A 23970-nucleotide genomic window follows, 5' to 3' on the forward strand; every position below is an offset into this window, starting at 1 on the left:
ACAATTGTCGCCCGCGAGGGGTGTGCCCTCGCGACCGCCCAGCAGAAACTAACCTGTCTGGGCGACTGACCAGTCCCGACTGAGGAGCATCGAGCCCGTGAGTGCACCGCTGAGGCTGATGGCCGTCCACGCCCACCCCGACGACGAGTCGAGCAAGGGTGCCGCCACGATGGCGCGTTACGTCCGTGAAGGCGTGGAAGTGCTGGTCTGTACGCTGACGGGCGGCGAGCGCGGATCCGTGCTCAACCCCAAGATGGACCGGCCCGAGATCGTTGCCAACATCGGGGAGGTGCGCAGGGCCGAGATGGCGCGGGCGCGCGAGATCCTCGGCGTGGAGCAGCGTTTCATGGGCTTCATCGACTCGGGGCTGCCGGAGAGCGAGGAGGAGGAGCTGCCCGAGGGCTGCTTCGGCCTGCAGAAGCTGGAGGACGCCTCGGCCCCGCTCGTGGCCGCCGTACGCGAGTTCCGTCCGCACGTGATCATCACCTACGACGACGACGGCGGCTACCCGCACCCCGACCACATCATGACCAACAAGGTCTCCGTCGAGGCCTTCGAGGCGGCCGGCGACCCCGACCGCTATCCGGACGCCGGTGAGCCCTGGCAGCCGCTGAAGCTCTACTACCAGATGGGGTTCACCAAGGAGCGCTTCGAGGCGCTGCACGAGGTGATGACCGAGCGTGGCCTCGGCTCCCCCTACTCCGACTGGATCTCCCGCTGGGAGGACCGCCCCGCCAAGTGGCCGGTCACCACGCGGGTGCCGTGCGGCGACTACTTCCAGATCCGCGACGAGGCCCTGCTGGCGCACGCCACCCAGGTCGACCCCGAGGGCTTCTGGTTCGTCTGCCCGCGCGAGCTGCAGGAGGAGATCTGGCCCACCGAGGACTACCACCTGGCGCGTTCGCTGGTGGACACGGAGCTGCCCGAGGACGACCTGTTCGCGGGCATCCACGCCGACGACGTCGAGCCCGCCTGCCACTGAACGGAGCACGGCCCCCCGGTGGCAGACTGGAAGTGTGAATGTTCTCGCAGCTGGTGATGTGAGTCCGGGCCTGCTCGGCTTCATTGTCGTGGCCCTCATCGGGGTCGCCCTGTATATCCTGATCAAGTCGATGAACAAGCAGATGTCGAAGATCCAGGTGCCGCACGAGGGCGAGACCGAGGCTGAGCAGAAGGCCGAGGAGAAGGCCGAAGTGAAGGCCGCCGACAAGAAAGCCGAGTAAATGGCGACAGAAGTGGTCGACAACACGACGGAGAGCCGGTTCGAGCTGCTCGTGGACGGCAAGGTCGCCGGGTTCGCCGACTATCAGCTACTGCCCACGAAGATCGTCTTCACCCACACCGAGGTGCTGCCGGCCTATGAGGGGCAGGGGCTGGCGGGCAAGCTGGTCGGGCACGCCCTCCAGGCGAGCGCCGACACGGGCCTGCGCGTCGTGCCGACCTGCCCCTACGTGGCGAAATACATCGAACGCCACCCCGAGTTCAAGGACCTCGTAGACGCCTCCTGACCCGGCGAGCCGGGTCAGGCTCGTCCAGGTCGCCTCGGGCGGCCTTCGGGCGGCCAGGCACGCCTCCAGGCTCTCCCAGCGGGTGGCCGGGCACGTTCCAGGTTCTCTCAGCGGGCGTTCCGTCAGCTCCCAGGTTCACTCGGCGGGTGACCAGGCACGTTCCAGCGCCTTCGGCAGCCCCCACCAGCCCAGCGGCGTGAGCACCTCGTCATCGTTCACGATGCCGAGCTGCCGCCACAGGACCACCACCGACCCGAACAGGCTCTCCGTGGCCCCGAGATCCTCGTCGTCCTGAACGTCGATGTCGATGTCCTCGGACTCGGCGATGAACCGCGCCATCCGCTCCGGCGAGGCCAGCACCCCCGGTCCCAGCCTGACCAGCGCCGCCACCCCGGCCAGCCAGTCCGCGTGCTGGATCGCGCAGAGGTTGGCCAGCGCCATGTCCTCCTCGCTCAGCTCCCCGTCGAGGTCCGCGAACTCCTCCAGCACGTCCATGTTCTCCGACAGGTCCGAGATGGGCCCCGCGACGCCCGCCGCCACCGCCAGCCACAACTCCACGTCGTCGTCGGGCATCGGCCGCTCGTCGAACCCGGCACAGGCCCGCAGCACGGTGGCGGGGTAGCCGGGCAGGGCGAGCAGCGCGCGCAGGCGTACAGAGGCGGTCTCCAGCTCCCGGAGCGGGACCTCGGGCTGCTTGGGCAGCTCCGCCATGATCCGCTGCAGCTCCGACAGCGCGAACGCCTCCTCCTCGTCCCACACCGAGAACAGCTCTTCGTCCTGCTCGTCGCTGACCGCGAACCCCGGCACCCGCCCGTCGGGCAGCGGCGTGCTCAGCCAGCGCTCCTGCAGCTCCTCGTACGCCGAGCGCGCCTCCTGATCGCCGGCCGCCAGCGCGTCGGGATCGATCTCCCCCGCCGTGACCCGCTCCTCCAGGTGCGTCACCATCCGCCCGAACATCTCCGCCGCCACGGGCCCGCGCTCGTCCTCCTCCGGCCAGACGAAATAGCTCGGAGTCATGAGGATCGGCTCGGTGCCGGTGGACTCGACCCACCGTTGCACGTCACCGACCGTGGCCACCCCTGACTCGATCGAACCGAGGGTCGCCTTGGCGGACTCCCAGAAGGCGATGGAGAGCGGGTTGCCCGCCGACATCATGGCCCGCCGCAGGTCGGGCAGCGCGACGAGCGCCACCCCTGACGGCACGGCGAGCAACGCGCGCGCCACGTCCCTGCGTGTGACATCGGACGCCGGACGACCGGCGTGGGCGCAGACGTAGTCCATATCCACGCCCCGTAACCTACGCCGTCCCCCGAACGGCGTGAAAGGTAGTGGGAGTCCCGGCCGTCTAGGGTGGGCAGGGGAGGTCCTGATGAACCGCTTGAAAGACGCGACGAGTCCTTACCTGCTCCAGCACGCGGACAACCCCGTGGATTGGCATCCGTGGGGTGAGGAGGCGTTCGCGGAGGCCCGCGGACGTGATGTGCCGCTGCTCATCAGCGTGGGTTATTCGGCGTGTCACTGGTGTCACGTCATGGCGCACGAGAGCTTCGAGGACGTCGGCACCGCGCGCCTGATGAACGAGCACTTCGTCAACATCAAGGTCGACCGCGAGGAACGACCCGACGTGGACGCCGTCTACATGAACGCCACGCAGGCCATGACCCATCAGGGCGGCTGGCCGATGACGGTTTTCGCGACGCCCGACGGACATCCGTTCTACTGCGGCACCTACTTCCCGCGCCCCCGCTTCCAGCGCCTGCTCACCGAGGTGCACAAGGTGTGGAGCAGCCAGCGCGACTCCGTGTTGCAGCAGGGGGCGAAGGTGGTGGAGGCGCTCAACACGCACACCGCGCTGCCCAGCGGGGCGCTGCCGGGTGAGGAGACGTTGCGGCAGGCGGTGGCGAACCTGCGGGAGTCCTACGACGCGGCGAACGGCGGGTTCGGCGGGGCGCCCAAGTTCCCGCCGTCGATGGTGCTGGAGTTCCTGCTGCGTTCCGGCGAGCGGGAGATGAGCGGCGGGACGCTGGCGGCGATGGCCCGCGGCGGCATGTACGACCAGCTCGGCGGCGGGTTCGCGCGTTACAGCGTGGACGCCGAGTGGGTCGTGCCGCACTTCGAGAAGATGTTGTACGACAACGCCCTGCTGCTGCGCGTCTACACGCACTGGTGGAAGGCGGGCGGCGGGGACCTGGCGCGGCGGGTGGCGCTGGAGACGGCCGACTGGCTGCTGCGCGAGCTGCGCACTCCCGAGGGCGGGTTCGCCTCGGCCCTCGACGCCGACAGCGAGGGCGTGGAGGGCAAGTTCTACGTCTGGACGCCCGAGGAGCTGCGCGAGGTGCTCGGCGACGACGACGGCCGGTGGGCGGCCGGGCTCTTCGAGGTGACGGGGACGTTCGAGCACGGCGCCTCCGTGCTGCAGCTCCTGCGCGACCCCGAGGACCCCGAACGCTACGCGGACGTGCGGGCGCGGCTGCTGGCCGCCAGGGAGCGCCGGGTGCGGCCTGGGCGCGACGACAAGGTGGTGGCCTCCTGGAACGGGCTGGCCATCGCGGCGCTGGCCGAGACCGGCGTCGTCTTCGAGCGGCCCGACCTGGTCGCGGCGGCCACGGCGGCGGCGGAGCTGCTCGCGGGCACGCACATGGCGGACGGGCGGCTGCTGCGGACCTCCAGGGACGGCCGGGCGGGCAAGAACTCCGGGGTCCTGGAGGACTACGCCAACCTGGCCGAGGGCCTGATCTCCCTCTACGGCGTCACCGGCGAGGCCCGATGGCTGCGGCTGGCCGGGTCGCTGCTGGACACCGTGCTCGACAGGTTCGCCGACGGGGAGGCCGGCTTCTACGACACGGCGGACGACGCAGAGCGGCTCTTCCAGCGCCCCCAGGACCCCACCGACAACGCCACCCCCTCCGGCCAGTACGCGGCCGCCGGAGCCCTGCTCTCCTACGGCGCCCTGACCGGCTCCAGCCGGCACCGTGAGGCCGCCTACACCGCGCTGGGCACCGTGTCGGTGCTGACAGAGGGGCACGCCAGGTTCGCGGGGTGGGGGCTGGCCGTGGCGCGGGCGTCGCTGTCGGGGCCTGTGGAGGTGGCCGTCGTCGGCCCCGCCGACGATCCCCGTACGGCGCGGCTGCACCGGGAGGCGCTGCTCGCGGACGTGCCCGGCCTGGTGGTGGCGCTCGGCGGAGCGGCGGAGAGCGCCTATCCCGCCCTGCTGGAGGGGCGAGGGCTGGTCGGGGACGCCCCCGCGGCCTACGTGTGCAGAGGGTTCACGTGCCGGATGCCTGTGACGACGGTCGAGGAGCTGCGGGCCGAACTCACTGGTTGACCTGCTGTTGCCGGCGGCCTGTCCCGTCGCCCTGCGACCCGGTGTCGTCCTGGAGGGTCGGCTGGTCGGGAACCTGGGTGGCGGGCGGTGCCGTCTCCTCGGGTTGCTGGTCAGGCTGCCCGCCGCCGTCCGGCGTCTCCGTGATCGGCGGGTCGGTGAAGGACGGCTCGCTGGTCGCGGGATCGGGCTGGTTCCATTCGTCCGGGTTCGGCGAAGGCGTGTACTCCTGGTCGGGCACGTTCTGGTCGGGCTCCGAGTAGCCGTCGGACCAGCCGTACTGCGACGACGGCTCGGGGAACTCCTCGACCGGCTTGCCCGCCATCGCCTCCGTCATGAACGCTCGCCAGACCTGCGCGGGCAGCTGCCCGCCGAACTGCGTGCCGTAGCCGGGGATTGTCACCGTGGCGTTGTCGTCGCGGAACATGTCGACCGCGACCGCGAGTTGCGGCGTGAAGCCGTTGAACCAGACCGACTTCGATTCGTCCGTGGTGCCCGTCTTGCCGGCGACGGGGCGGTCGTAGAGCCTGGCGGCGGTGCCGGTGCCGTATTCGACGACCTGCTGCATCGCGTACGCGGTGTCGGCGGCGGCCTGCTCGCTGACGACCTGGGTGGAGACCGGCTTGACGGTCTCCTTGGCGCCCTGGGCGTCGGTGACCGACTTCACCACGTGGGCCTCCATGTGCACGCCCTTGTTGGCGAAGGTGGAGAAGCCGGAGGCGTTCTGCACGGCGCTGACGGAGGAGACTCCGAGCGGGAAGGAGGCGGTGTCCTTCTGCTTCTCGAGCTGGGCGGCGGGGATGCCGACCGCCTCGGCGGTCTTGGCCACCTTGTCCAGGCCGACCTTCTGGCCGAGGTCCACGAACGCGGTGTTGACGGAGTTCTGGGTGGCGCTGACCAGGTCGATCTGGCCGTAGGAGCGGTCGCCGTCGTTGGGGATCGCCTGCGGCGCCGACGCCACGCGCAGCGGCGAGTTGCCGTCGACCCGGGTGGACAGGTCGAAGCCGTTGTCCAGGGCCGTGGCCAGCGTGTACGGCTTGAAGGTGGAGCCGGCCATCACCTTGGCGGAGAACGCGTTGTCGTAGTACTTCGACTGCGACGGCTTGCCCCCGTAGAAGGCGACGACCTCGCCCGTGGTGGGATCGACGGCGGCCAGCCCCGTGCGCACCTTCTTCGGCGTGGCGTCCGGCATCACGTCGGAGACGGCCCGCTCGGCGGCCTGCATGAGCTTCTTGTCGAAGGTCGTGACGATCTTGAGGCCACCGCTGTTGATGTCCTCGTCGGTGTAGCCGCGCCGGTTGAGCTCGCTGGTGACCTGCTCCAGCATGTATTGGGCCTGCCCCTTGAGCTGGAACGGCTTCTTCGGCGCCTTGAGCTTGGGGAACTCCTCGGCGGCCACCTGCTGGGGCGTCAGCGCGCCCGTCTGCCCCATCGCGTTGATCACCGACTGCCAGCGCCCCTGCGCGGCCACCAGGTCGGAGCCCTTGGGGTCGGCGAAGCGGCTGGGCTGCTGGATCACGGAGGCGAGGTAGGCGCCCTCGGAGACGGTCAGCTTCTCGACGTCCTTGCCGAAGTAGGCGCGGGCGGCCGACTGGATGCCGTTGGCGCCCCGGCCGAAGTAGATCGTGTTGAGGTACTGCTCCAGCACCCAGTCCTTCGACTTGGACTGGTCGACCTTCATCGCGATGAGGATCTCTTTGAACTTGCGGGTGACCGATCGCTCCTGGCTCAGGCCGCTGTAGTAGTTGCGGACGAGCTGCTGGGTGATCGTGGAGCCGCCCTGGAGCTGCTGGCCGGTGAGGGTGGACCACACGGCCCGCCCGGTGCCCTTGGCCGACACGCCGCCGTCCTCGTAGAACGAGCGGTTCTCGGCCGCGATGACCGCGTCGCGCACGTGCTTGGGCACCTTGGCCAGATCGATGGTCTTGCGGTCGATCCCCTGCCGGGCGAGCACCGTCTTACCGTCGCGGTAATAGATCACCGAGCCCTGCGCGGTGGCCTGCTTCTGGGTCGTGTCGGGAATCGGAGTCATCGCCCAGGCAACAGCGAAAAGCCCGGCGAGTACGAGGATTCCCGTGCCGATAGATATCAGTAGAACTCGGAGAATCCGTCGCTTCCGCATCCCTTTACCACCGCCATTCCGCACCCCTCGACCTCCCCTTGCCCAGCGTCGCCCAACCCCCGCAAGCTGGGCGAATGCCAAGAGTAAACGATCGATAATGGTGCCTCGTCCCATAGAGATGGTACGACTAGCCGCCGTCACGTTGCGGAACATCGGCGACCAACGGCAACACTCGGTAGGGAACCGGAGTGTCCAGGGCGATGATCGAATTAGTCCTGAGTACGCCCTGAACATCAACTATCCGATCGATAACCCGCTGCAAATCGGCATTCGTGCGCGCGACCACCCGGCAAAGAAGATCGCTGTCGCCGGTGATCGTGTGCACCTCCAGCACCTCGGGGATCGCGGCCAGCCTGTCGGCCACCGGTTCGTGCCCGGCGATCTGCCTGATCTCCATGCTGACGAACGCGGTCACGTCGTAGCCCAGCGCCGCCGGGGACACGTCGGGCCCGAAGCCGGTGACCACTCCCCTGTCCACCAGACGGTCGAGCCTGGCCTGGACCGTGCCCCTGGCCACGCCGAGCCGCCGCGAGCACTCCAGCACGCCCAGGCGGGGTTCTGCGGTCAGGAGGGTGATGAGCCGGGCGTCGAGGTCGTCGATTGTCATGCTGTACAGATCTACCGGACCCCGCGCCATGTCACTAGGCAGATTGTGCACTCAACGAGGTAACCCTTGCGCAGACCGTCCAGGGAAATCGAGAGTTGAGGGTATGAATGATGTCTTTCCGGTCAACGGCATGGACGCCGTGGTGTTCGCTGTGAGCAACGCCAAGCAGGCGGCCCACTACTACTCGACCGCGTTCGGCATGCGGCTGGTCGCCTACCGCGGGCCCGAGAACGGCAGCCCGGACGCGGCCTCGTACGTGCTGACCTCGGGCAGCGCCACCTTCGAGTTCCGGGCCTCGATCCGCCCTGGCACGGACCTGGCGCGGCACGTGGCCGAGCACGGGGACGGGGTCATCGACCTGGCCATCCAGGTGCCCGATGTGGAGGCCGGCTACGCCTACGCGGTCGCCCACGGGGCCGAGGGGCTGGTGGAGCCGTACACGGCGGAGGACGAGCACGGCAAGGTGGTGCTCGCGGCCATCGCCACGTACGGCGAGACGCGGCACACGCTGGTCGACAGGTCCAACTACGGCGGCCCCTACCTGCCGGGCTACGCGCCCGCCGAGCCCCTGGTGGCGCCGCCCGCGACGAAGCACGGCCGGCTGTTCCAGGCCGTCGACCACTGCGTCGGCAACGTCGAGCTGGGCAAGATGGACGAGTGGGTGGAGTTCTACCGCAAGGTGATGGGCTTCACGAACATGGCGGAGTTCGTCGGCGACGACATCGCCACCGAATACTCGGCGCTCATGTCGAAGGTCGTGGCCGACGGCTCGCGCAAGGTCAAGTTCCCGCTCAACGAGCCGGCGGTCAGCCGCAAGAAGTCGCAGATCGACGAATATCTCGAGTTCTACCGCGGCCCGGGCGTGCAGCACATCGCGCTGGCCACCAACGACATCCTGACCACGGTGGACCAGATGCGGGCGGCCGGGGTGCAATTCCTGGAGACGCCCGACTCGTACTATGACGACCCCGAGCTGCGCGAGCGCATCGGGCGGGTGCGCGCGCCGATCGAGCAGCTGAAGCAGCGCAAGATCCTCGTGGACCGCGACGAGGACGGCTACCTGCTGCAGATCTTCACCCAGCCCGTGCAGGACCGGCCCACGGTCTTCTTCGAGCTCATCGAGCGGCACGGCTCGCTCGGATTCGGCAAGGGCAACTTCAAGGCGCTGTTCGAGGCCATCGAGCGCGAGCAGGAACGCAGAGGCAACCTTTAGTTTGTCCAGACTTAGTGGTGGTCATCCAGACATCATGGGATTGCCGCCACCAGGCCTGGCGGGACGCTGGCGGCGGTTGTTCGCCGGCGTCCTCGACTGGCTCATCGTCAACATCGTCTCCGCGCCGTTCAGCTGGACGAGCTGGGACTACGTCTGGAACGAGAGCAAGAACGGCTGGGAGCGCTTCCCAGTGGAACACACCTTCGTGGCCGGGCTCGTCGCCTTCCTGTACTTCTGGCTCCTGCACGCCTTCTGGAACGGTCAGACTCTGGGCAAGAAGCTGTTCGGCATCCGTGTCGTCTCGGAGTACGGCGGCAAGATAGGCGTGGGGCAGACAGCTGTCAGGCAGGCCGTCGCGACCGTGCTCGAATGGCTCTGCTGCGTCGGCCTTCTGCTGGATCTCGGCTGGATCCTCTTCGACCCCCGCAAACAGGCCCTCCACGACAAGGCCGCCAGGACGGTCGTCGTGAATGCCTGACTCAGCGTAAGATTCTGGTCACGATTCGAAGGGGGCTCGTTCGCCTATGCGTTACAACAGGCGCGGGGTGGCTCTGCTGGCGGCGCTCATCACCGTGCTCGCCTGCTCCCCCGGCGACGAGCCACCGCCCAGCAGCCATCACCTGCCCGCCGACCAGCGCGCGGGCACGCCCGGCATCGGCGACCCCGACTTCCCCAGGGACGGCAACGGCGGCTACGACGTCGCCCACTACGACCTCGCCGTCGCCTACGTCCCCGCCACCAAGCGTCTCGACGGCGTGGCCGCCGTGCGCGCCCGCGCCACCCAGGACCTGACCAGCTTCAACCTCGACCTGACCGGTCTCGACGTGCGCGGGGTCGCCGTGAACGACGTCCCGGCCCGGTTCAGCCGGGAGGGCGACGAGCTGACCGTGCGCCCGTCCAAGGTGCTCGACTCCGGCACCACCTTCACCGTCAAGGTCACCTACAGCGGGCTGCCCAAACCGGCCAAGGACACCGCCAACCTGGGCACCTACGGCTTCATCCCGACCCCCGACGGCGCGTTCGTGGCCTCCGAGCCCAACGGCTCCAAGACCTGGTTCCCCAGCAACGACCACCCGTCCGACAAGGCCACGTTCAACTTCACGATCACCGTGCCCGCCGGGGTGACGGCCCTGGCCAACGGCGAGATGATCGGGCAGCCCGTCACCGCGGGCGGCAGGACCACCTTCAGGTGGCGCGAGCGCCACCCGATGGCCACCTACCTCGCCACCGCCACGATCGGCAAGTTCGACCTGCGCCAGGGCAGCACGGCCACCGGCATCCAGAACCTCGCCGCCACCGACCCCAAGTTCAAGGGCTCGCTCAACGAGCTCTACACCAGATCCGGCGAGATCACCGACTACTGGACCACGGTCTTCGGCCCCTACCCGTTCTCCTCGACGGGCGGCGTGGTGGACGACTACTCCGCCGGTTACGCGCTGGAGAACCAGACCAAGCCCCTCTACGGAGGCTTCAACCCCCAAGAGACGATCGTCGCCCACGAGCTGGCGCACCAGTGGTTCGGCAACAGCCTGACCATCAAGCGGTGGAAGGACCTCTGGCTCAACGAGGGCTTCGCCACATACGCGGAGTGGCTGTGGTCGGAGCACAAGGGCCGGCAGAGCGCGGAGGCCATGTTCCAGCAGCTCCACAACCGCCCCGAGAGCGACCCGATGTGGAAATATCCCCCCGGTCGCGCCAAGCCGGACGACCTCTTCAACCAGTCCGTCTACACCCGCGGCGGCATGACCCTGCACGCCCTGCGCCGCGCCATCGGCGACGCCACGTTCTTCACCCTGCTCAAGAGGTGGACCGCCGAGCACCGCTACGGTCACGTCACGACGGAGCAGTTCATCGACCTCGCCGAACACCTGTCCGGCAAGGACCTCACCCCCCTCTTCGACGCCTGGCTCTTCCAGCCCCGCCGCCCGTCGTAGGAAACGCTTCTCGTCGCCCGATCCAAGTACGGGTGTAAGGGCGAACGACGAAGGGAGCGAGGCCAGTGCGCCTCAACGACGACCCCGCGGCCTTAGAGGCCTTCTATCGCCGCCACGTGGATGCCGTCATGAGATTCGTGGTCCGGCGAGTGAGCGACCCTCACCTCGCCGCCGACCTGACAGCGGACATCTTCCTGGCGGTCCTTGACTCGGCGCATACGTACGCGCCCAACCGGGGTAGCGAGATCGCATGGCTCTACGGCATCGCGCGCAACGTCGTGTCCGCCCAGCACCGTAAGGCGGCCAGGGAGGCGCGGATGACCAGCCGCGTCGCCGGTCGCCGGCTGATGGACGACGACGATCTCGCCAGGATGGAGGAGCGGATCGACGCCGAGCGCAGGATGCGCGGCACCCTGGAGGCCATGCAGGGCCTCCCTGAGGGTGAACGCGCGGTGCTGGAGCTCGTCGTGATCGATCAGCTCACCGTCACCGAGGCCGCCAAGGCTCTGGGCATCAGGCACGTGACGGCACGTGTCCGGCTGCACCGGGCCAGACGCGCCCTCGAGAACGTCGCCTCGCCATCGGCCGTGTATCTGGAGGGACGGACATGAACAGGTTCGAAGATCGCCTTCTCAGTGCACTCAAAGACGAGCTCACGACAAGGACGGCGGAGGACAGGATGACGACTGTGACACCGGTACGGCGCTCCCGGCGCTTCGTGGGGCTGTCCGCCGCGGTGGCGGGGGTCGCGGCGGCCGCCACGGCGGTGGTGGTGCTGACCGGGATCGCCGGCAGCCCGGCGTACGCGGTTTCCACGGGGTCGGACGGCGGGGTCAGCGTACAGATCCACGCGTTCACCGACCCCGAGGGGCTGCAGGCCGAGCTGGCCGATGCCGGGGTCGAGGCCGTGGTGGACTACCTGCCGGAGGGCCAGACCTGCAAGCAGCCGCGCGGCTCGGCCGGGGACACGCAGGGGATGTTCGCGGCGGGCATCGGCAAGGATGGCGACGGGATCACCTTCAAGATCGAGAAGGGCCAGGTGCCGGCGGGGTCCACGCTGGTGCTGGCCATCTCGAAGAGCAAGGACGGCGACACCGCGCCGCCGTCGGCGACCACGATGCAGATCGTCAAGGGGGCGGTCGCTCCCTGCGAGCCCACCGCCCTGCCCGTGCCGCCGCCCGGTGACGGCGGCACCTCGGAGAAGAAGGACGACGGACCGAGCCACGACACCGGCACGGAGGAGGGGCCGAGCTTGACCAGCAAGACCGGCTGACCCGCCTCCCAGCGCCCGGCGGCCCCTCCCGAGCAGCGGGGGCCGCCGGGCTTTCACACGTCATGGAACGCCCGCGTCATGGAAACGCCGACGTCACGGACCGCCGACGTCACGAACCGCCCGAGGCGCTGGAGAAGACCAGGACGGAGGCCGTGAACCCGTGTACGTGGTTGTGACCGGCGACCGGACCCACCTCACCGGCCGCGAAGAAGCCCGCCACGCCTATGGGCCCCAGCGTGTCCCGTAGCGCGACGGGGTCGTGGTCGGCCGTGCCGAACATGGCCGACCCCCGCCCGTTGCAGGAGAACAGCAGCGCCCCGTCCACCTTGCCGAGCTCTTCACGGTGGGCGTCGAGCAGGTCGTACAGGTCCTCGTCGGCGGTGGCGGCGTCGCGGACCTGGAAGCGCACGGTCCTGCCGATCTCCACGATGTCGCCGATGGCCACAGCCTCGCGCTCGGGGTCGATGCCGATGACTCCCCTGATGAGGAAATCTCCGCGTTCGTGGCGTTCCGCGTACTCGTCCATGGCCAGCCCGATCTGCAGGCCGGAGGCGACGAGCTCGCGGTCGTCCTCGTCCAGGTCGCTGACGATGTCCTCAAGACGCGCCAGCGCCGGCTGGCCGGCCAGCTCCAGCAGCAGGTTCTCCTCCGACGCGGTGACCACCATGCTGGGCCCGATCGGACGGCAGCCCTGGCTGACCACGGTGCTGATCTTGATGGGCCCGCTGAGCAGGACCCCGATCGCGCCTTCGGTGTAGATCTCGCCGTCGGCGAACAGCCGTACGGATCCTCGTCCCTGGAGGCCGTTGGCCAGCCCGCCGATCAGCGGCAGGTCGCCCAACACGTCGACCGAGCGCTCGACGAAGGCGTCGGTCGGAAAGGTGTACGGATCGGCCAGCAGGATCGCCACGTGGTCGTCCCCGCCCCGTTCGGGCAGACCCACCACCACGAACCTGTCCTCGGCCGTCAGCGTCTCCAGCGTGAACGTCGTCAGCCGGGCCCCCTCCAGGGTCGCCGCCCATGCGCTCACGGCCGGCGTCAGCTCCACGCCCTGGCCGTCCCCTATCACTCCTGTGGCGCTGCATCCGATCACGTGCGCCTCGGGCGCGAGCTTCATCGCGGCCTGGCCCGCACGGGCGACGTCCTCGGGGTCGTCGCCGCAGATGAAGAAGCAGACCAGGTCGGCTGGGCCGCTGAGCCTCGACAGTGCCTGGCCGACGGCGTGTTCCGCGGCCTCCACCAGGTCGGAACCCACGGCGAGGCCGTCGGCGAAGCGGCTTGTCATCACGGCCACGGATCTCGCCTCCCTCGACATGTCCAAGTTCCCTAGGCCCGATTCTCCCCACTAAAGGGACAAGCACGCACACGAACCGCCACGCAATGGTCAAGATCCGAAATCTCCGCCAGGTGCGAAACTCTCTGACACATTCCTCGCAGGGGACGTAGTCTCAATCCCGTGCATCAGCCACGTATTCTCCGCGAGTTGCGAGAGAGCGGCCACGTTCATCGCACCGTCAAGGCCGAAGTCCGGGAAAACCTGCTGGCCAAGCTGCGGGCGGGCGAGCCGCGCTTCCCCGGCATCGTGGGCTTCGACGACTCCGTCCTGCCACACCTGGAACGTGCCCTGCTGGCCGGGCACGACCTGGTCCTCCTCGGGGAGCGCGGCCAGGGCAAGACCCGGCTCATCCGTACCATCACCCATCTGCTCGACGAGTGGACGCCGGTGGTCGAGGGCTGCGAGATCAACGATCACCCGTACGAGCCGGCCTGCACGCGCTGCAAGGCGCTGGCGCGAAGTCTGGGTGACGAGCTGCCGGTGGCGTGGAAACACCGCGACGAGCGCTACGGCGAGAAGCTCGCCACCCCCGACACCTCCGTGGGCGACCTGATCGGCGACGTCGACCCCATCAAGATCGCCGAGGGGCGCACGCTCGGCGACCCTGAAACGGTCCACTACGGCCTGGTCCCGCGCACCAACCGGGGCGTCTTCTCCGTCAACGAGCTGCCCGACCTGGCCGAGCGCATCCAGGTGTCGCTGCTCAACGTGCTGGAGGAGCGCGACATCCAGGTGCGCGGTTACAACCTGCGACTGCCGCTGGACATTCTGCTCATCGCCAGCGCCAACCCCGAGGACTACACCAACAGGGGCCGGATCATCACGCCGCTTAAGGATCGTTTCGGCGCCGAGATCCGCACCCACTACCCCTCGACCGTCGAGGACGAGCTGACCCTCATCCGCCAGGAGTCCGTGCCGGACATCGGGGCCGACGTGCCCGAGCACCTGGTCGAGGTGATCGCCCGCTTCACCCGGCTGGTCCGCGAGTCGACCGCCGTGGACGCCCGTTCCGGGGTGTCCGCGCGCTTCTCGATCGCCGCCGCCGAGACCGCGGCCGCCTCCGCGGTGCGCCGGGCGGCGCTCACGGGCGAGGAGCAGCCGGTCACGCGCGTGGTCGACCTGGCCTGTGTGGTCCACAGCCTGCGGGGCAAGGTGGAGTTCGAGGTCAGCGAGGAGGGCAGGGAGACCGAGATCCTGGCCCACTTGTTGCGGCGGGCGACGGCGGAGACGTTCAGGAGCCGGTTGGGCGGAATGGACCTGTCTCCGGTGACGGACAAGTTCGCCGAGGGCAACCAGGTGGAGTCCGGCGAGCTGGTTCCGGCCGGCGAGCTGCTGCACCGCATCGGTCCCGTCAACGGCCTGGCCAAGATCATGTCGCGGCTGGGCATGGGCGCTGGCGAGGAGTCGCCGGGGCACGCGGCGGCCGCCCTGGAGTTCGCGCTCGAAGGGCTTTACCTGATGCGGCGGCTGTCCAAGGAGGACCTTGACGGAGTGACCGTCTACCGTACGTGAACACTTGGGCGGTCTCCCGCGTCATAGCTTGTAGCTGATCGCCGTCGGGGGAGACCGTCCATGCGCCTGCTCGCCTGTGCCACCGCTCTTGCCTTGAGCGTGCCCGCCACACCCGCCGCACCCACTGCTTTCGTGTACGGCTACGCCTGGCCCGACGGCCAGGGCCATCTGCGTGTCGTCCCGAGGTCGGCCGCGCTCAAGGCCGTTGCCGGGGCCAAGGAACTGCGCCTCGACTACACCGGGGCGGCATACGGCCGGATCACGGTCGCGTGCGACCTGAAGGAGACCGAGGGCCGGGCCAACGTGGATGCCAAGGGCCTGGGCCGCACCATGTGCAAGCCCGCCGACCTGGCCGCCACGCTGGGGCGCGGCCCCGTGCCGGTGCGCGTCGAACACCGGGGCGGCAAGGCGACCCGGGTCAACGAGATCCTGGTCAAAGACTGGCCCGACCCGCGCTTGGCCAAGGGCACGCTCAAGCGCGTCAACGACACGACCGTGCTGTTCGCGACCGGCGGAAAGACCGTCAAGCTCGGGTACGCGTACACGACGACCTTCTCCCGCACCACCGCCCGCTGCGGCGACGGCTGGCTCGCGGGCAGACCCGTCAACGCCTCCCAGAACGGTCTCGGCAAGAAAGACTGCACGTGGAAGGACCTGACGAAGGCCCTCAAGGGAGTCAGGCACCCCGTGCTCGTCAAGATCGACTACACGCCCGGCGTGGATTCCCTGAACCAGGTGTGGGAGATCTTCGGCGACGCCTGAAAATCCATGTACACACATGGGCGCCTTTCTGGGGTTAGCGTGGTTTCGTGATGGCCTTCCGCTATGGCGAGTTCAACGACGGCCCCGACCCCCTGGCCCCTCCCTACGACGTACGCGCCGCGCTCGACGAGATGGGCGATGCCATCCTGTCGGGTTCGACGCCCGTCCACGCCCTGCGCGACCTGCTCAAGCGCGGCCTTCCCGGCTCGCAGGATCGGCGCGGGCTCGACGACATGCTCAAGGAGGTCCGCAGGCGCCGCCGTGACCTGCGCGAGCGCGGGCGGCTCGACGGGACGCTGGAGCGGGCCAGGTCACTGCTCGACAAGGCGATCGGGCAGGAGCGGGCCGAGTTGTTCCCCGATCCGTCCGACGACGCGCGGCTGCGGGAGGCCGAGCTCGACGCGCTGCCGGAGGATACGGCCAGCGCGATCCAGGAGCTGAGCACGTACGAGTGGCGCTCCCAGGCGGCCCGCCAGACCTTCGAGGAGCTGCGCGACCTGCTGCGCAGGGAGGTCCTGGACAGCCAGTTCAGGGGCCTGCGCGACGCGCTGGCCAATCCCGACCCTGAGGCCATGGAACGCGTCCGCCAGATGATGTCGGACCTGAACGACATGCTCGACAAGGACTCCCGAGGCGAGCACACCCAAGCCGACTTCGACTCCTTTATGTCGAAATATGGCGATCTGTTTCCCGAAAAGCCCCGCAACCTGGACGAGCTCGTCGACATCCTGGCCCGCCGCGCCGCCGCCACCCAGCGCATGCTCGCCTCGATGACCCCGCGCCAGCGTGAGGAGCTGTCCAACCTCATCAACCAGACCCTCGACCAGGCCGGCCTGTCCGACCAGATGCGCCGCCTCGGCGAGGCCCTCTACTCCCGCCGCCCCGACCTGGCCTGGAACGCCCCGGAACGCCTCACCGGCGAGGAGCCCCTGTCCATGGGCGACGCCGTGACGGCCCTGGAGGAGCTGGCCGACCTCACCCAGCTCGAAACCGCCCTGCGCCAGGACTACCCGGGCGCGCGGCTCGACGACATCGACGAGGAGGCCGTACGCCGTGCGCTCGGCCGCGCCGCGGTGGACGACCTGGAGGCGCTCAAGCGCATCGAACGCGAACTGGAGGAGCAGGGCTACCTCCTGCGCCGCCGCGGCAAGCTGGAGCTGACCCCCAAGGCCGTACGCCGCCTGGGCGAGACCGCGCTGCGCCGCGTCTTCTCCTCCCTCGACGGGGGCCGCCGCGGCGACCACGACCAGCACGACGCGGGCTCGGCCGGCGAGCTCACGGGCTCCTCCCGGCCGTGGCGCTTCGGGGACGAGCAGCCGATCGACGTCGTGCGCACGCTGGTCAACGGCGTACGCAGCGGCGGCGTGGCCCTCGGCGACCGGGCCGGGGTGCGGCTCTCTGTGGACGACTTCGAGGTGGCCGAGACCGAACGCCGCAGCGCCGCGGCCGTTTGCCTCCTGGTGGACCTGTCGTACTCGATGGCCCTGCGCGGCACCTGGGCCGCCGCCAAGCAGACGGCGCTGGCCCTGCAGGCGCTGGTGGCCTCGAAGTTCCCGCAGGACGCCGTGCAGATCATCGGCTTCTCCAACTACGCCAGGGTGCTGCAGCCGGACGAGCTGGCCGGCCTCGACTGGGACATGGTCCAGGGCACCAACCTGCACCACGCCCTCCTGATCGCCGGCCGCCACCTGGACCGCCACCCCGACTTCGAACCGGTGGTCCTGGTCGTCACCGACGGCGAGCCCACGGCCCATCTCCTGCGCAACGGCAGCTCGGCCTTCGAGTGGCCGCCCTCGCACGAGACCCTGGAGCTCACGCTGTCCGAGGTGGACAAGATGACCCGCCGCCGCGCCACGATCAACATCTTCATGCTGGCGGCCGACGACCGGCTGAAGGAGTTCGTGGACGAGGTGGCCCGCAGGAACGGCGGGCGGGTCTTCTCGCCCAGCGCGGAACGGTTGGGCGAATACGTCGTCAGCGACTTCCTCCGCCTGCGCCGCTCCCGCTGATCCACACCATAGATTCGTGACCCCTCCTCCATCTAAGGGTGCGAGACCAGAGGAGACCTCTTGCACCCTGACCACGAGCGAGCCTTCACCGAGTTCGTCGGGTCGGCGACGCCGTACGGCGGGTGGAGGTCGACTGGGCGGACGGGCGGCGTGCGGAGGCGCGGATGGCCAACGGGTTCTTCATCGTCCGGATCATCGGAAAGCAGACGGCCGATCCGGAGGGGCGCGAGGACGCGCTGGGCCGGCCGCTCTGCGTCCTGGTCTCGCCGCCTGTGACGGTTACGGCCTATGGGGAGGATGGGAGGGTGTTGCAGACGGAGAAGGACGTGGCGTACACACCGTTGGGGGAGCTGACCTGACGCCGGACGAGCCGGGACAGGCGTTGATCGCCCGTCCCGGTTTGTCGGTGCGTCATGCCAGACTTGCTCGCCATGAGTGATGACGTGCGGTTGCGGGATGTCGTGGAGGCCGATCTGGAGGTGTTCCTGGAGCAGGAGCACAACCCGGAGGCCGCGCGGCGGTCGAGGTTCGCGCCCCGGGAGCGGGAGGCGTTCATGCGCCACTGGAAGACCCGCATCCTCGACGACCCGACCGTCTTCGTGCAGGCGGTCATCGTGGACGGTGAGCTGGCGGGCAATCTGGTGGCCTGGTGGGAGAAGGATCAGCGCTTCATCGGCTACTGGTTCGGGCAGGCGTTCTGGGGCCGGGGCATCGGCACCCGGGCCATGGCGCTCTTCCTCGGCAAGGAGCAGACCCGCCCGCTCTACGCCGACCCCTTCCACGCCAACACCGCCTCGGTGCGACTCCTGGAGAAGCACGGCTTCTCCCGGTCCGGGACGTTGTGGCACGACGAGGACGAGCACATCCTGCTCGTGCTCCACTAACCGGCGGAGGTCTTCGCCTCCTCTTCTCCTACGTGCTGGCGACGCATCCCGGACAGCAGTCCTGAACTGGGGAGAGGCCCGTTACGGCGCTCATGGCCGGCCAGTTCACGCTCCACCGCTGCGGCGATGAACGAGGAGAACTCACGTTTGCCCACGCGGCGACGGATCGCCTCGACCGTGCCTTCGGGCAGGGAAAGGCTGACGTGAGTCGCGGGACCCTCACCGATGCTGTATGAAGTCTCAGCCATGAGAGTTCCTCGATCGCTTCCCGTGGACGCACGCCGCCGTTTCGACAGGAGGTTGCCCGTCCGCGGCGGGCCATAAGGGGGAAGGGGAGTTGTCCGCTCCTTCCACTCTTAACCTATAGCGCACCGGGGGGCTTGCCACAAGACCCGGGTCATGCCGCAGAATCATTCGGCCGAGGCCGGAAGCTGCGGAAATGGGGATACGAAGTGCGTGTGTTGTTGTCGACGTACGGCTCACGAGAGAACGTCGAACGGCTGGTGGGACGCTCGGAGGCGCGGGCGTGCGCGCCACCGGACGAGGACTTCGCGCAGCGGGCGACCGCCGTGGCCGGCATGATCCGCGCCGACGGGACGACGGTGGCCGCGAAGCCGCTGCTCGACACGATCAGCCGGGAAAGGCCGCCCGTACCCGCGTGAACCATACGGAACAGTCGAGAACACGAGAACCTGCAACGGCCACCCGGAGCGGTGCCACCAGATTCGTCACGCCGGTCCAGACGCCTTGCCACGCGCAACGGTGCAAGCGACCTCAGATCGGAGCTATTGACGTGAACCCGCTGACCACCGGCGCGTTTGACCTTCCCGCCCACCTCGCTCCCAAGGCCGACCCGGCGCTGATCGCGAGCGACGAGAAGCACTTCGCGGCCATCGCGGAGAACCTCGAACAGTCGATCGCCGACCTGTCCGACCGCCTCGACGCCACACGCCAGGCACCCGGCGGCGCGGGCCGGGCGGCGCTGGAGCGGGACCTGGAGATCCACCGGCTGACCGCCCGCCTGCGCGCGCTGCGCCGCTTCGGCCTGGACCTGTGCCTCGGACACATGATCAGCGCGGACGACCCCGAGCCCGTGTACATCGGGCGGCTCGGCCTCAAGGACAGCGAGGGTCGCCGGCTGCTGGTCGACTGGCGCTCCCCCGCGGCCGAGCCGTTCTTCGGCGCCACCCACGCCAACCCGATGGGCCTGGCGAGCCGCCGCCGCTATCGCTGGACCCGCGGCCGGATCAGCGACTACTGGGACGAGGTGTTCACCTCGGACGGCTTGGTCGGGCACGCCGCGCTCGACGACCAGTCCGCCTTCATCGCCAGCCTGGGCAGCAACCGGTCGGCCCGGATGCGAGACGTGCTCGGCACCATCCAGGCCGACCAGGACGCCATCATCCGCGCGGGATCCCGCGGCGCTCTCGTCGTCGACGGCGGCCCGGGTACGGGCAAGACCGTCGTCGCCCTGCACCGCTCCGCCTACCTCCTCTACGCGGACCCTCGCCTCGGCCACCACCGGGGCGGCGTGCTGTTCGTCGGTCCGCACCAGCCCTACCTGTCCTACGTCGCCGACGTCCTGCCCAGCCTCGGAGAGGAGGGCGTGCAGACCTGCACCCTGCGGGACCTCGTCACCGAGGGAGCCACGGCGGCGACCGAGAGCGACCCGGACGTGGCCCGGCTGAAGTCGTCCGCCGACATGGTGAAGGCGATCGAGCCCGCCGTCAGGTTCTACGAGAACCCGCCCGACAAGGGGATGACGGTCACGACCCACTGGTCCGACATCTGGCTGAGCGCCGAGGATTGGGCGGAGGCGTTCGACGCGCCGGAACCCGGCACCCCGCACAACGAGGCGCGTGACCAGATCTGGGCGGAGCTGCTCACGATCCTGCAGGACAAGCACGACGGCGACGCCTCGCCCGACCTGCTCCGCAGGTCTCTGTTGCGGAACAGGGAGCTGCTCACGACGTTCAACCGCGCGTGGCCGCTGCTCGAAGCGGCCGACCTCGTCGGAGACCTGTGGTCGGTCCCCGCCTACCTGCGCATGTGCGCTCCCTGGCTCAGCCCCGACGAGATCCGGCGGTTGCAGCGGGGGGACGCCCAGGCCTGGACGGTCTCCGACCTGCCGCTCCTGGACGCGGCCCGGCAGCGGCTCGGCGACCCTGAGGCGGCGCGACGTAAGCGCCGGCACAACGCCGCCGTCGCCGCGGAACGCGAGAACGTGGCCAAGGTCGTCGACCGCCTGCTTGAGGCCGATGACGACGGCGAAGGCGTGATTACGATGCTGGGCGGACAGGACATCAAAGACGCCCTGGTCGACGAGACCGCACTGTCCAGCACGGAGCCGGACGTGCTCGCCGGCCCGTTCGCGCACGTCGTCGTGGACGAGGCTCAGGAGCTGACCGACGCGGAGTGGCAGATGTTGCTGCTGCGGTGCCCGTCACGGAGCTTCACCATCGTCGGGGATCGTGCACAGGCCAGGCACGGGTTCACGGAGACGTGGCAGGAACGGCTCGAGCGGATCGGGCTCGACCGGGTCACCCTGGCCTCCCTGAGCGTCAACTACCGGACGCCGGAGGAGATCATGGCCGAAGCCGAGCCGGTCATCCGGGCCGTGCTTCCCGACGCCAACGTGCCGACCTCCATCCGCAGCAGCGACGTCCCCGTCGTCCACGGGTCGGTTTCGGAGCTGAGCTCGATCCTCGACACCTGGCTCGCCGCGCACGCCGACGGGATCGCCTGCGTCATCGGCGACCCCACCTTCAAGGGGACGTCCCGCGTCCGGTCGCTGACCCCGGAGCTGTCGAAGGGGCTGGAGTTCGACCTGGTGGTCCTGATCGACCCGGAGGCGTTCGGCAAGGGCATCGAAGGAGCCGTCGACCGCTATGTCGCGATGACCCGAGCGACCCAGCAACTCGTCATCCTCACCAGCCCCTGACATCTGATGGGAGGGCATTCTTGGGCGCCCGCACGTACGTGAGCCTGCGCACCGCAATGCGGGCAATTCCCAGGAAGCCCCATCGGGCACCACCGAAACCCGATCGGTGCGGCTGACCCTGCCGCTGTGGAGCCCAGTGGGCAATGATCCGCCGCCTGGTCGCGAGCATCTCGTGGAGCGCTGGTAAGGCGGCCCACGGGTTCAGCCGAGGGGCTGGACGAATGCGCCTCCGGTGCCGAGGTTGAGACGATCCACTCGGACGGGTCGCGAGCCGGCGGTGTTGATCAGATGGCAGGATTCGAACGAACTTTGAGTGACGTACATGATGGGGGCATTCGGGCCGCCGTCCCAGATCGCCCCATCCTCGGCCTCCGCGTAGAAGTAGGCGGTTCGAAAGATGGTCTTGAGGACGAATGCCTGCCCGCCGGTATCGACGGACCACCATCCTTTGGTGCGCCAGCGACCGAACTCCGCACATGCGTCCGGAGCGGGGAACATGATGGCCACCCACAGCCGATGGTGGTAGTCGTTACGAAAGTACAGTTTCGAATAATTGATCTCTGACACGATCTACTCCCCGGGCTCGGCGAACCGCTGGGAAAGTGGCCTGTCATCGATTTCCGCAGGGTGCGGAAGCGGCGGCGGCGGCTCTTCATCGGCGATCCCACCCCTGCGGGCGCCGGCGTTCCTCGGCTTCCGCGAGGGCGCCACCTTCAGCCCGTCTTCTTCCACCACGGCACCGAACGCCATTGTCGGATCGGGCTCACGCTCCGTCATCCGAACCACCCCTTTTCGTTGGTCCCGCGTGTTGGACACCCAAAGAATGCCCGCCGCGCCTTTCCCTAAGCTCGGCGAGCAATCATCACGGCACCAAGGATTCGGCAATCACGGAAGCCATTGAAATGGTAATCCGGCATGGCAAGAATTTTGCGTCGAATCCTCCGGATGGAGCGCTTCCAGGAGCCGTTATCATCGCGCCGGCGTCCCGCGTTCAATTGGCGGCCCTGGTATTCCCACGCCCACTCGGCGACCTCACAAACCCGGCCGTCGAGCTTTCAGTACGCCTGCCCTCCTCAACGATTCGACCGGTGCTGGCTGATCTGGGCCTCGGACGGAACACCACGCTTCTTCAAAGAGCACATCGTGACCAATGACAATCTGGTCATCAACTTTACGCAAGCCGGCTAGGGCATGTTCTGAGTTCGAATCTTTAGGCGCACCGGAGCCCTCATCCAGCCCATCACCGGCACTCCCACCCTTGCCGAGCTCCTGGAGCGCATGAGACGGTGGCAAGTGGCCCCACCTACGGGTGGACGGTGGCTCCGTCCTGCCAGCGGTAGAGGTCGCGCAGCAGGGAAATCTCGGCGCCGTGATGGATCAGCTCCCTGTTGACGTGCAGGACGATGCCCTCCATGGGAAACCGCTCGGGACCCACCGTGGGCGGATTCTCCAGGTCGGCGTCCGAGAGCTCGCGAACCCCCGCGTTCCATCTCCCGTACATCTCATCGAGCTGTTTCAGCGCCTCGTCAGCGGTCCCCGCGAAGGCGAATGTCTGGGAGTCGACGTCCTGGCCGCCGAAGTGCCATCCGACCCGATAGCCCAGGCAGGAGACGATGATGTGCGCCAGCCGCCAGGCAATCGTGGTCACCGGCGCCGGCACCGGGTCAGGGGACGCGTAGTCCATCGTCCATTCCCCCGAACCTGCCGTCATCGGTGCGGCCGACGTGCCACGTGGGCGGATGCTCCAGCAGCCACGCACCGGCTCCCAGAAGTACTCCTCATCGGCAAGACCGTCCAGCCGCGGCCGCAGGTTCTTGTGCCAGTGCCGGTCCAGCTGGTCCGCGATTCGCTCGCTTCTTGTCATTTCGGCACACTACATACACGGAGACCTGGCTGCGACCCTCGCGGACGCCGGCGCCGGCCGTGGGCCGCGAGAGCGTACCGCACCTGCGGCAACCAAGTCGGGGGCCGCCCACCTACGCGGCCAAGTTCTTCAGCAGGATCGACGACGCTGGCCCGATATAGCGGAATCTCCTGACACGCCCGTACAAGGGCCGAACGCAGGCCCAGGGATTCGGGGGTCAGGCGCCGATGAGGCCGGAGTAGAAGTCGAGGGCGACGTCGAAGCCGTCCCGGCAGTTGCGGTGGGAGCGGTAGCAGGGGCGCCAGGCCGAACTCGCGCCCACTCCCGCCCTCGCGTCGCTCAACGCCGGCGGCACGCGCTCCGGTTTCGGCAGCAGGCCGTGGCCCAGGTAGCGGACGCCGGCCAACTCGGTGTGCCGGCCACGCCCGCCCGAGACGAAGGTTCCCAGCCGCCAGCCGCTCTCCTCGTCCCACACCAGCGCGGTGTCGTCGGCCAGCTTGAGAGTGGCGTCACGGGGGTCGCAGGGCCCCTTCCACCAATCTACGACCTCGGATCCGAGCAGGTCACGGACTTGCTGGACGTAACTGTACGGCTGCTGCAGCCACTCGTCGGTATACGGCTCGACGTGCCTGACGGCCACGGACGGCACCCCCTTGTGCCCTAACGGTAAGGAAAAAGCGACG

25 protein-coding genes are annotated in these 23970 nt (G+C 68.7%); 16 read left to right on the forward strand and 9 right to left on the reverse strand.

Translation table 11 applies throughout. The annotated features are described in order from the left end of the window. Positions 1 to 97: 97 nt before the first annotated feature. The 3 genes from mca to ACFPZ3_RS41975 are packed head-to-tail and all read left to right on the forward strand — an operon-like array spanning position 98 to position 1508. A complete protein-coding gene (mca, locus tag ACFPZ3_RS41965; RefSeq protein ID WP_379519948.1) occupies positions 98 to 982 on the forward strand; it encodes a mycothiol conjugate amidase Mca in 885 nt (294 codons plus the stop codon). A gap of 34 nt (positions 983 to 1016) precedes the next feature. Then, entirely contained in the window at positions 1017 to 1223 is a 207-nt protein-coding gene (locus ACFPZ3_RS41970) for a hypothetical protein (protein WP_379519949.1), read from the forward strand. Further along, complete coding sequence (locus tag ACFPZ3_RS41975; protein WP_379519950.1) at positions 1224 to 1508, forward strand: GNAT family N-acetyltransferase; 285 nt, start codon at positions 1224 to 1226, stop codon at positions 1506 to 1508. A 135-nt stretch (positions 1509 to 1643) separates the two neighbouring features. Here ACFPZ3_RS41975 and ACFPZ3_RS41980 read toward each other — a convergent pair whose 3' ends face one another. Further along, a complete protein-coding gene (locus ACFPZ3_RS41980; RefSeq protein ID WP_379520121.1) occupies positions 1644 to 2789 on the reverse strand; it encodes a hypothetical protein in 1146 nt (381 codons plus the stop codon). An 88-nt stretch (positions 2790 to 2877) separates the two neighbouring features. On the opposite strand from ACFPZ3_RS41980, the gene ACFPZ3_RS41985 reads away from it, so the two are divergent. Continuing rightward, positions 2878 to 4833, forward strand: coding sequence for a thioredoxin domain-containing protein (locus ACFPZ3_RS41985; RefSeq protein WP_379519951.1), 1956 nt, complete (start codon positions 2878 to 2880; stop codon positions 4831 to 4833). On the opposite strand, the gene ACFPZ3_RS41990 is transcribed toward ACFPZ3_RS41985, so the two are convergent. Together ACFPZ3_RS41990 and ACFPZ3_RS41995 are read right to left on the reverse strand one after the other, a co-directional pair. After that, the gene (locus ACFPZ3_RS41990; RefSeq protein ID WP_379519952.1) at positions 4823 to 6862 is read right to left on the reverse strand and encodes a transglycosylase domain-containing protein; all 2040 of its coding nucleotides are present in this window, start codon (positions 6860 to 6862) and stop codon (positions 4823 to 4825) included. The two genes, ACFPZ3_RS41985 and ACFPZ3_RS41990, sit on opposite strands and share 11 nt — an antisense overlap. Positions 6863 to 7079: 217 nt before the next feature. Continuing rightward, complete coding sequence (locus ACFPZ3_RS41995) at positions 7080 to 7559, reverse strand: Lrp/AsnC family transcriptional regulator (protein WP_379519953.1); 480 nt, start codon at positions 7557 to 7559, stop codon at positions 7080 to 7082. Positions 7560 to 7662: 103 nt separating this feature from the next. Here ACFPZ3_RS41995 and hppD point away from each other — a divergent pair, with 103 nt between their 5' ends. From hppD to ACFPZ3_RS42020, 5 genes are all read left to right on the forward strand, one after another. Next, positions 7663 to 8772 carry a 4-hydroxyphenylpyruvate dioxygenase gene (hppD, locus tag ACFPZ3_RS42000; protein ID WP_379519954.1) on the forward strand — a complete coding sequence of 370 codons (1110 nt, stop codon included), beginning with the start codon at positions 7663 to 7665 and terminating at the stop codon, positions 8770 to 8772. Positions 8773 to 8806: 34 nt separating this feature from the next. Next, positions 8807 to 9250, forward strand: a complete 444-nt coding sequence (locus ACFPZ3_RS42005; protein WP_379519955.1) for an RDD family protein — start codon at positions 8807 to 8809, stop codon at positions 9248 to 9250. A 46-nt stretch (positions 9251 to 9296) separates the two neighbouring features. Further along, entirely contained in the window at positions 9297 to 10706 is a 1410-nt protein-coding gene (locus ACFPZ3_RS42010; RefSeq protein ID WP_379519956.1) for a M1 family metallopeptidase, read from the forward strand. Between the two features lie 65 nt (positions 10707 to 10771). Beyond that, entirely contained in the window at positions 10772 to 11317 is a 546-nt protein-coding gene (locus tag ACFPZ3_RS42015; RefSeq protein WP_379519957.1) for an RNA polymerase sigma factor, read from the forward strand. Positions 11318 to 11385: 68 nt separating this feature from the next. Further along, the gene (locus tag ACFPZ3_RS42020) at positions 11386 to 11979 is read left to right on the forward strand and encodes a hypothetical protein (RefSeq protein WP_379519958.1); all 594 of its coding nucleotides are present in this window, start codon (positions 11386 to 11388) and stop codon (positions 11977 to 11979) included. A gap of 109 nt (positions 11980 to 12088) precedes the next feature. Here the strand turns inward: ACFPZ3_RS42020 and ACFPZ3_RS42025 are convergent, their stop codons facing one another. Then, on the reverse strand, positions 12089 to 13264 hold the full coding sequence (locus ACFPZ3_RS42025) for an FIST signal transduction protein (protein ID WP_379520122.1): 1176 nt from the start codon (positions 13262 to 13264) through the stop codon (positions 12089 to 12091). 171 nt (positions 13265 to 13435) lie between these two features. On the opposite strand from ACFPZ3_RS42025, the gene ACFPZ3_RS42030 reads away from it, so the two are divergent. The 5 genes from ACFPZ3_RS42030 (at position 13436) to ACFPZ3_RS42050 (ending at position 18482) form a co-directional block, all read left to right on the forward strand. Continuing rightward, on the forward strand, positions 13436 to 14827 hold the full coding sequence (locus tag ACFPZ3_RS42030; RefSeq protein WP_379519959.1) for a sigma 54-interacting transcriptional regulator: 1392 nt from the start codon (positions 13436 to 13438) through the stop codon (positions 14825 to 14827). 60 nt (positions 14828 to 14887) lie between these two features. Continuing rightward, entirely contained in the window at positions 14888 to 15589 is a 702-nt protein-coding gene (locus tag ACFPZ3_RS42035) for a hypothetical protein (protein WP_379519960.1), read from the forward strand. Between the two features lie 50 nt (positions 15590 to 15639). Further along, the gene (locus ACFPZ3_RS42040) at positions 15640 to 17598 is read left to right on the forward strand and encodes a vWA domain-containing protein (RefSeq protein WP_379520123.1); all 1959 of its coding nucleotides are present in this window, start codon (positions 15640 to 15642) and stop codon (positions 17596 to 17598) included. Positions 17599 to 17720: 122 nt separating this feature from the next. Further along, positions 17721 to 17957, forward strand: coding sequence for a hypothetical protein (locus tag ACFPZ3_RS42045; protein ID WP_379519961.1), 237 nt, complete (start codon positions 17721 to 17723; stop codon positions 17955 to 17957). A gap of 72 nt (positions 17958 to 18029) precedes the next feature. Then, a complete protein-coding gene (locus tag ACFPZ3_RS42050; protein WP_379519962.1) occupies positions 18030 to 18482 on the forward strand; it encodes a GNAT family N-acetyltransferase in 453 nt (150 codons plus the stop codon). On the opposite strand, the gene ACFPZ3_RS42055 is transcribed toward ACFPZ3_RS42050, so the two are convergent. Beyond that, entirely contained in the window at positions 18479 to 18730 is a 252-nt protein-coding gene (locus ACFPZ3_RS42055) for a hypothetical protein (protein WP_379519963.1), read from the reverse strand. The genes ACFPZ3_RS42050 and ACFPZ3_RS42055 overlap by 4 nt on opposite strands. Before the next feature lie 204 nt (positions 18731 to 18934). Between ACFPZ3_RS42055 and ACFPZ3_RS42060 the strand changes: the two genes are divergently transcribed. Together ACFPZ3_RS42060 and helR are read left to right on the forward strand one after the other, a co-directional pair. Then, the gene (locus tag ACFPZ3_RS42060) at positions 18935 to 19144 is read left to right on the forward strand and encodes a hypothetical protein (protein WP_379519964.1); all 210 of its coding nucleotides are present in this window, start codon (positions 18935 to 18937) and stop codon (positions 19142 to 19144) included. Positions 19145 to 19275: 131 nt separating this feature from the next. After that, positions 19276 to 21423 carry an RNA polymerase recycling motor ATPase HelR gene (gene helR / locus ACFPZ3_RS42065; RefSeq protein ID WP_379519965.1) on the forward strand — a complete coding sequence of 716 codons (2148 nt, stop codon included), beginning with the start codon at positions 19276 to 19278 and terminating at the stop codon, positions 21421 to 21423. A gap of 201 nt (positions 21424 to 21624) precedes the next feature. Here the strand turns inward: helR and ACFPZ3_RS42070 are convergent, their stop codons facing one another. The 4 genes from ACFPZ3_RS42070 to ACFPZ3_RS42085 form a co-directional block, all read right to left on the reverse strand. Continuing rightward, positions 21625 to 21990 (reverse strand): hypothetical protein, encoded by a 366-nt coding sequence (locus ACFPZ3_RS42070; protein ID WP_379519966.1) that lies wholly within the window; start codon positions 21988 to 21990, stop codon positions 21625 to 21627. A 3-nt stretch (positions 21991 to 21993) separates the two neighbouring features. Continuing rightward, positions 21994 to 22200 (reverse strand): hypothetical protein, encoded by a 207-nt coding sequence (locus ACFPZ3_RS42075; RefSeq protein ID WP_379519967.1) that lies wholly within the window; start codon positions 22198 to 22200, stop codon positions 21994 to 21996. 526 nt (positions 22201 to 22726) lie between these two features. After that, positions 22727 to 23287 carry a DinB family protein gene (locus tag ACFPZ3_RS42080; protein ID WP_379519968.1) on the reverse strand — a complete coding sequence of 187 codons (561 nt, stop codon included), beginning with the start codon at positions 23285 to 23287 and terminating at the stop codon, positions 22727 to 22729. Between the two features lie 217 nt (positions 23288 to 23504). Beyond that, positions 23505 to 23927: a DUF6292 family protein gene (locus ACFPZ3_RS42085; protein WP_379519969.1), complete on the reverse strand. Its 423-nt coding sequence runs from the start codon at positions 23925 to 23927 to the stop codon at positions 23505 to 23507. Positions 23928 to 23970 lie beyond the last annotated feature (43 nt).

This window comes from Nonomuraea insulae (assembly GCF_042656245.1).

Coding starts and splice junctions, on each gene's coding strand:
- ACFPZ3_RS41975 (WP_379519950.1), top strand. CDS start 1,224: ATGGCGACAGAAGTGGTCGACAACACGACGGAGAGCCGGTTCGAGCTG.
- ACFPZ3_RS41980 (WP_379520121.1), bottom strand. CDS start 2,789: ATGGACTACGTCTGCGCCCACGCCGGTCGTCCGGCGTCCGATGTCACA.
- ACFPZ3_RS41985 (WP_379519951.1), top strand. CDS start 2,878: ATGAACCGCTTGAAAGACGCGACGAGTCCTTACCTGCTCCAGCACGCG.
- ACFPZ3_RS41990 (WP_379519952.1), bottom strand. CDS start 6,862: ATGACTCCGATTCCCGACACGACCCAGAAGCAGGCCACCGCGCAGGGC.
- ACFPZ3_RS41995 (WP_379519953.1), bottom strand. CDS start 7,559: ATGACAATCGACGACCTCGACGCCCGGCTCATCACCCTCCTGACCGCA.
- hppD (WP_379519954.1), top strand. CDS start 7,663: ATGAATGATGTCTTTCCGGTCAACGGCATGGACGCCGTGGTGTTCGCT.
- ACFPZ3_RS42005 (WP_379519955.1), top strand. CDS start 8,807: ATGGGATTGCCGCCACCAGGCCTGGCGGGACGCTGGCGGCGGTTGTTC.
- ACFPZ3_RS42010 (WP_379519956.1), top strand. CDS start 9,297: ATGCGTTACAACAGGCGCGGGGTGGCTCTGCTGGCGGCGCTCATCACC.
- ACFPZ3_RS42020 (WP_379519958.1), top strand. CDS start 11,386: ATGACGACTGTGACACCGGTACGGCGCTCCCGGCGCTTCGTGGGGCTG.
- ACFPZ3_RS42025 (WP_379520122.1), bottom strand. CDS start 13,264: ATGACAAGCCGCTTCGCCGACGGCCTCGCCGTGGGTTCCGACCTGGTG.
- ACFPZ3_RS42035 (WP_379519960.1), top strand. CDS start 14,888: ATGCGCCTGCTCGCCTGTGCCACCGCTCTTGCCTTGAGCGTGCCCGCC.
- ACFPZ3_RS42040 (WP_379520123.1), top strand. CDS start 15,640: ATGGCCTTCCGCTATGGCGAGTTCAACGACGGCCCCGACCCCCTGGCC.
- ACFPZ3_RS42050 (WP_379519962.1), top strand. CDS start 18,030: ATGAGTGATGACGTGCGGTTGCGGGATGTCGTGGAGGCCGATCTGGAG.
- ACFPZ3_RS42055 (WP_379519963.1), bottom strand. CDS start 18,730: ATGGCTGAGACTTCATACAGCATCGGTGAGGGTCCCGCGACTCACGTC.
- ACFPZ3_RS42075 (WP_379519967.1), bottom strand. CDS start 22,200: ATGACGGAGCGTGAGCCCGATCCGACAATGGCGTTCGGTGCCGTGGTG.
- ACFPZ3_RS42080 (WP_379519968.1), bottom strand. CDS start 23,287: ATGACAAGAAGCGAGCGAATCGCGGACCAGCTGGACCGGCACTGGCAC.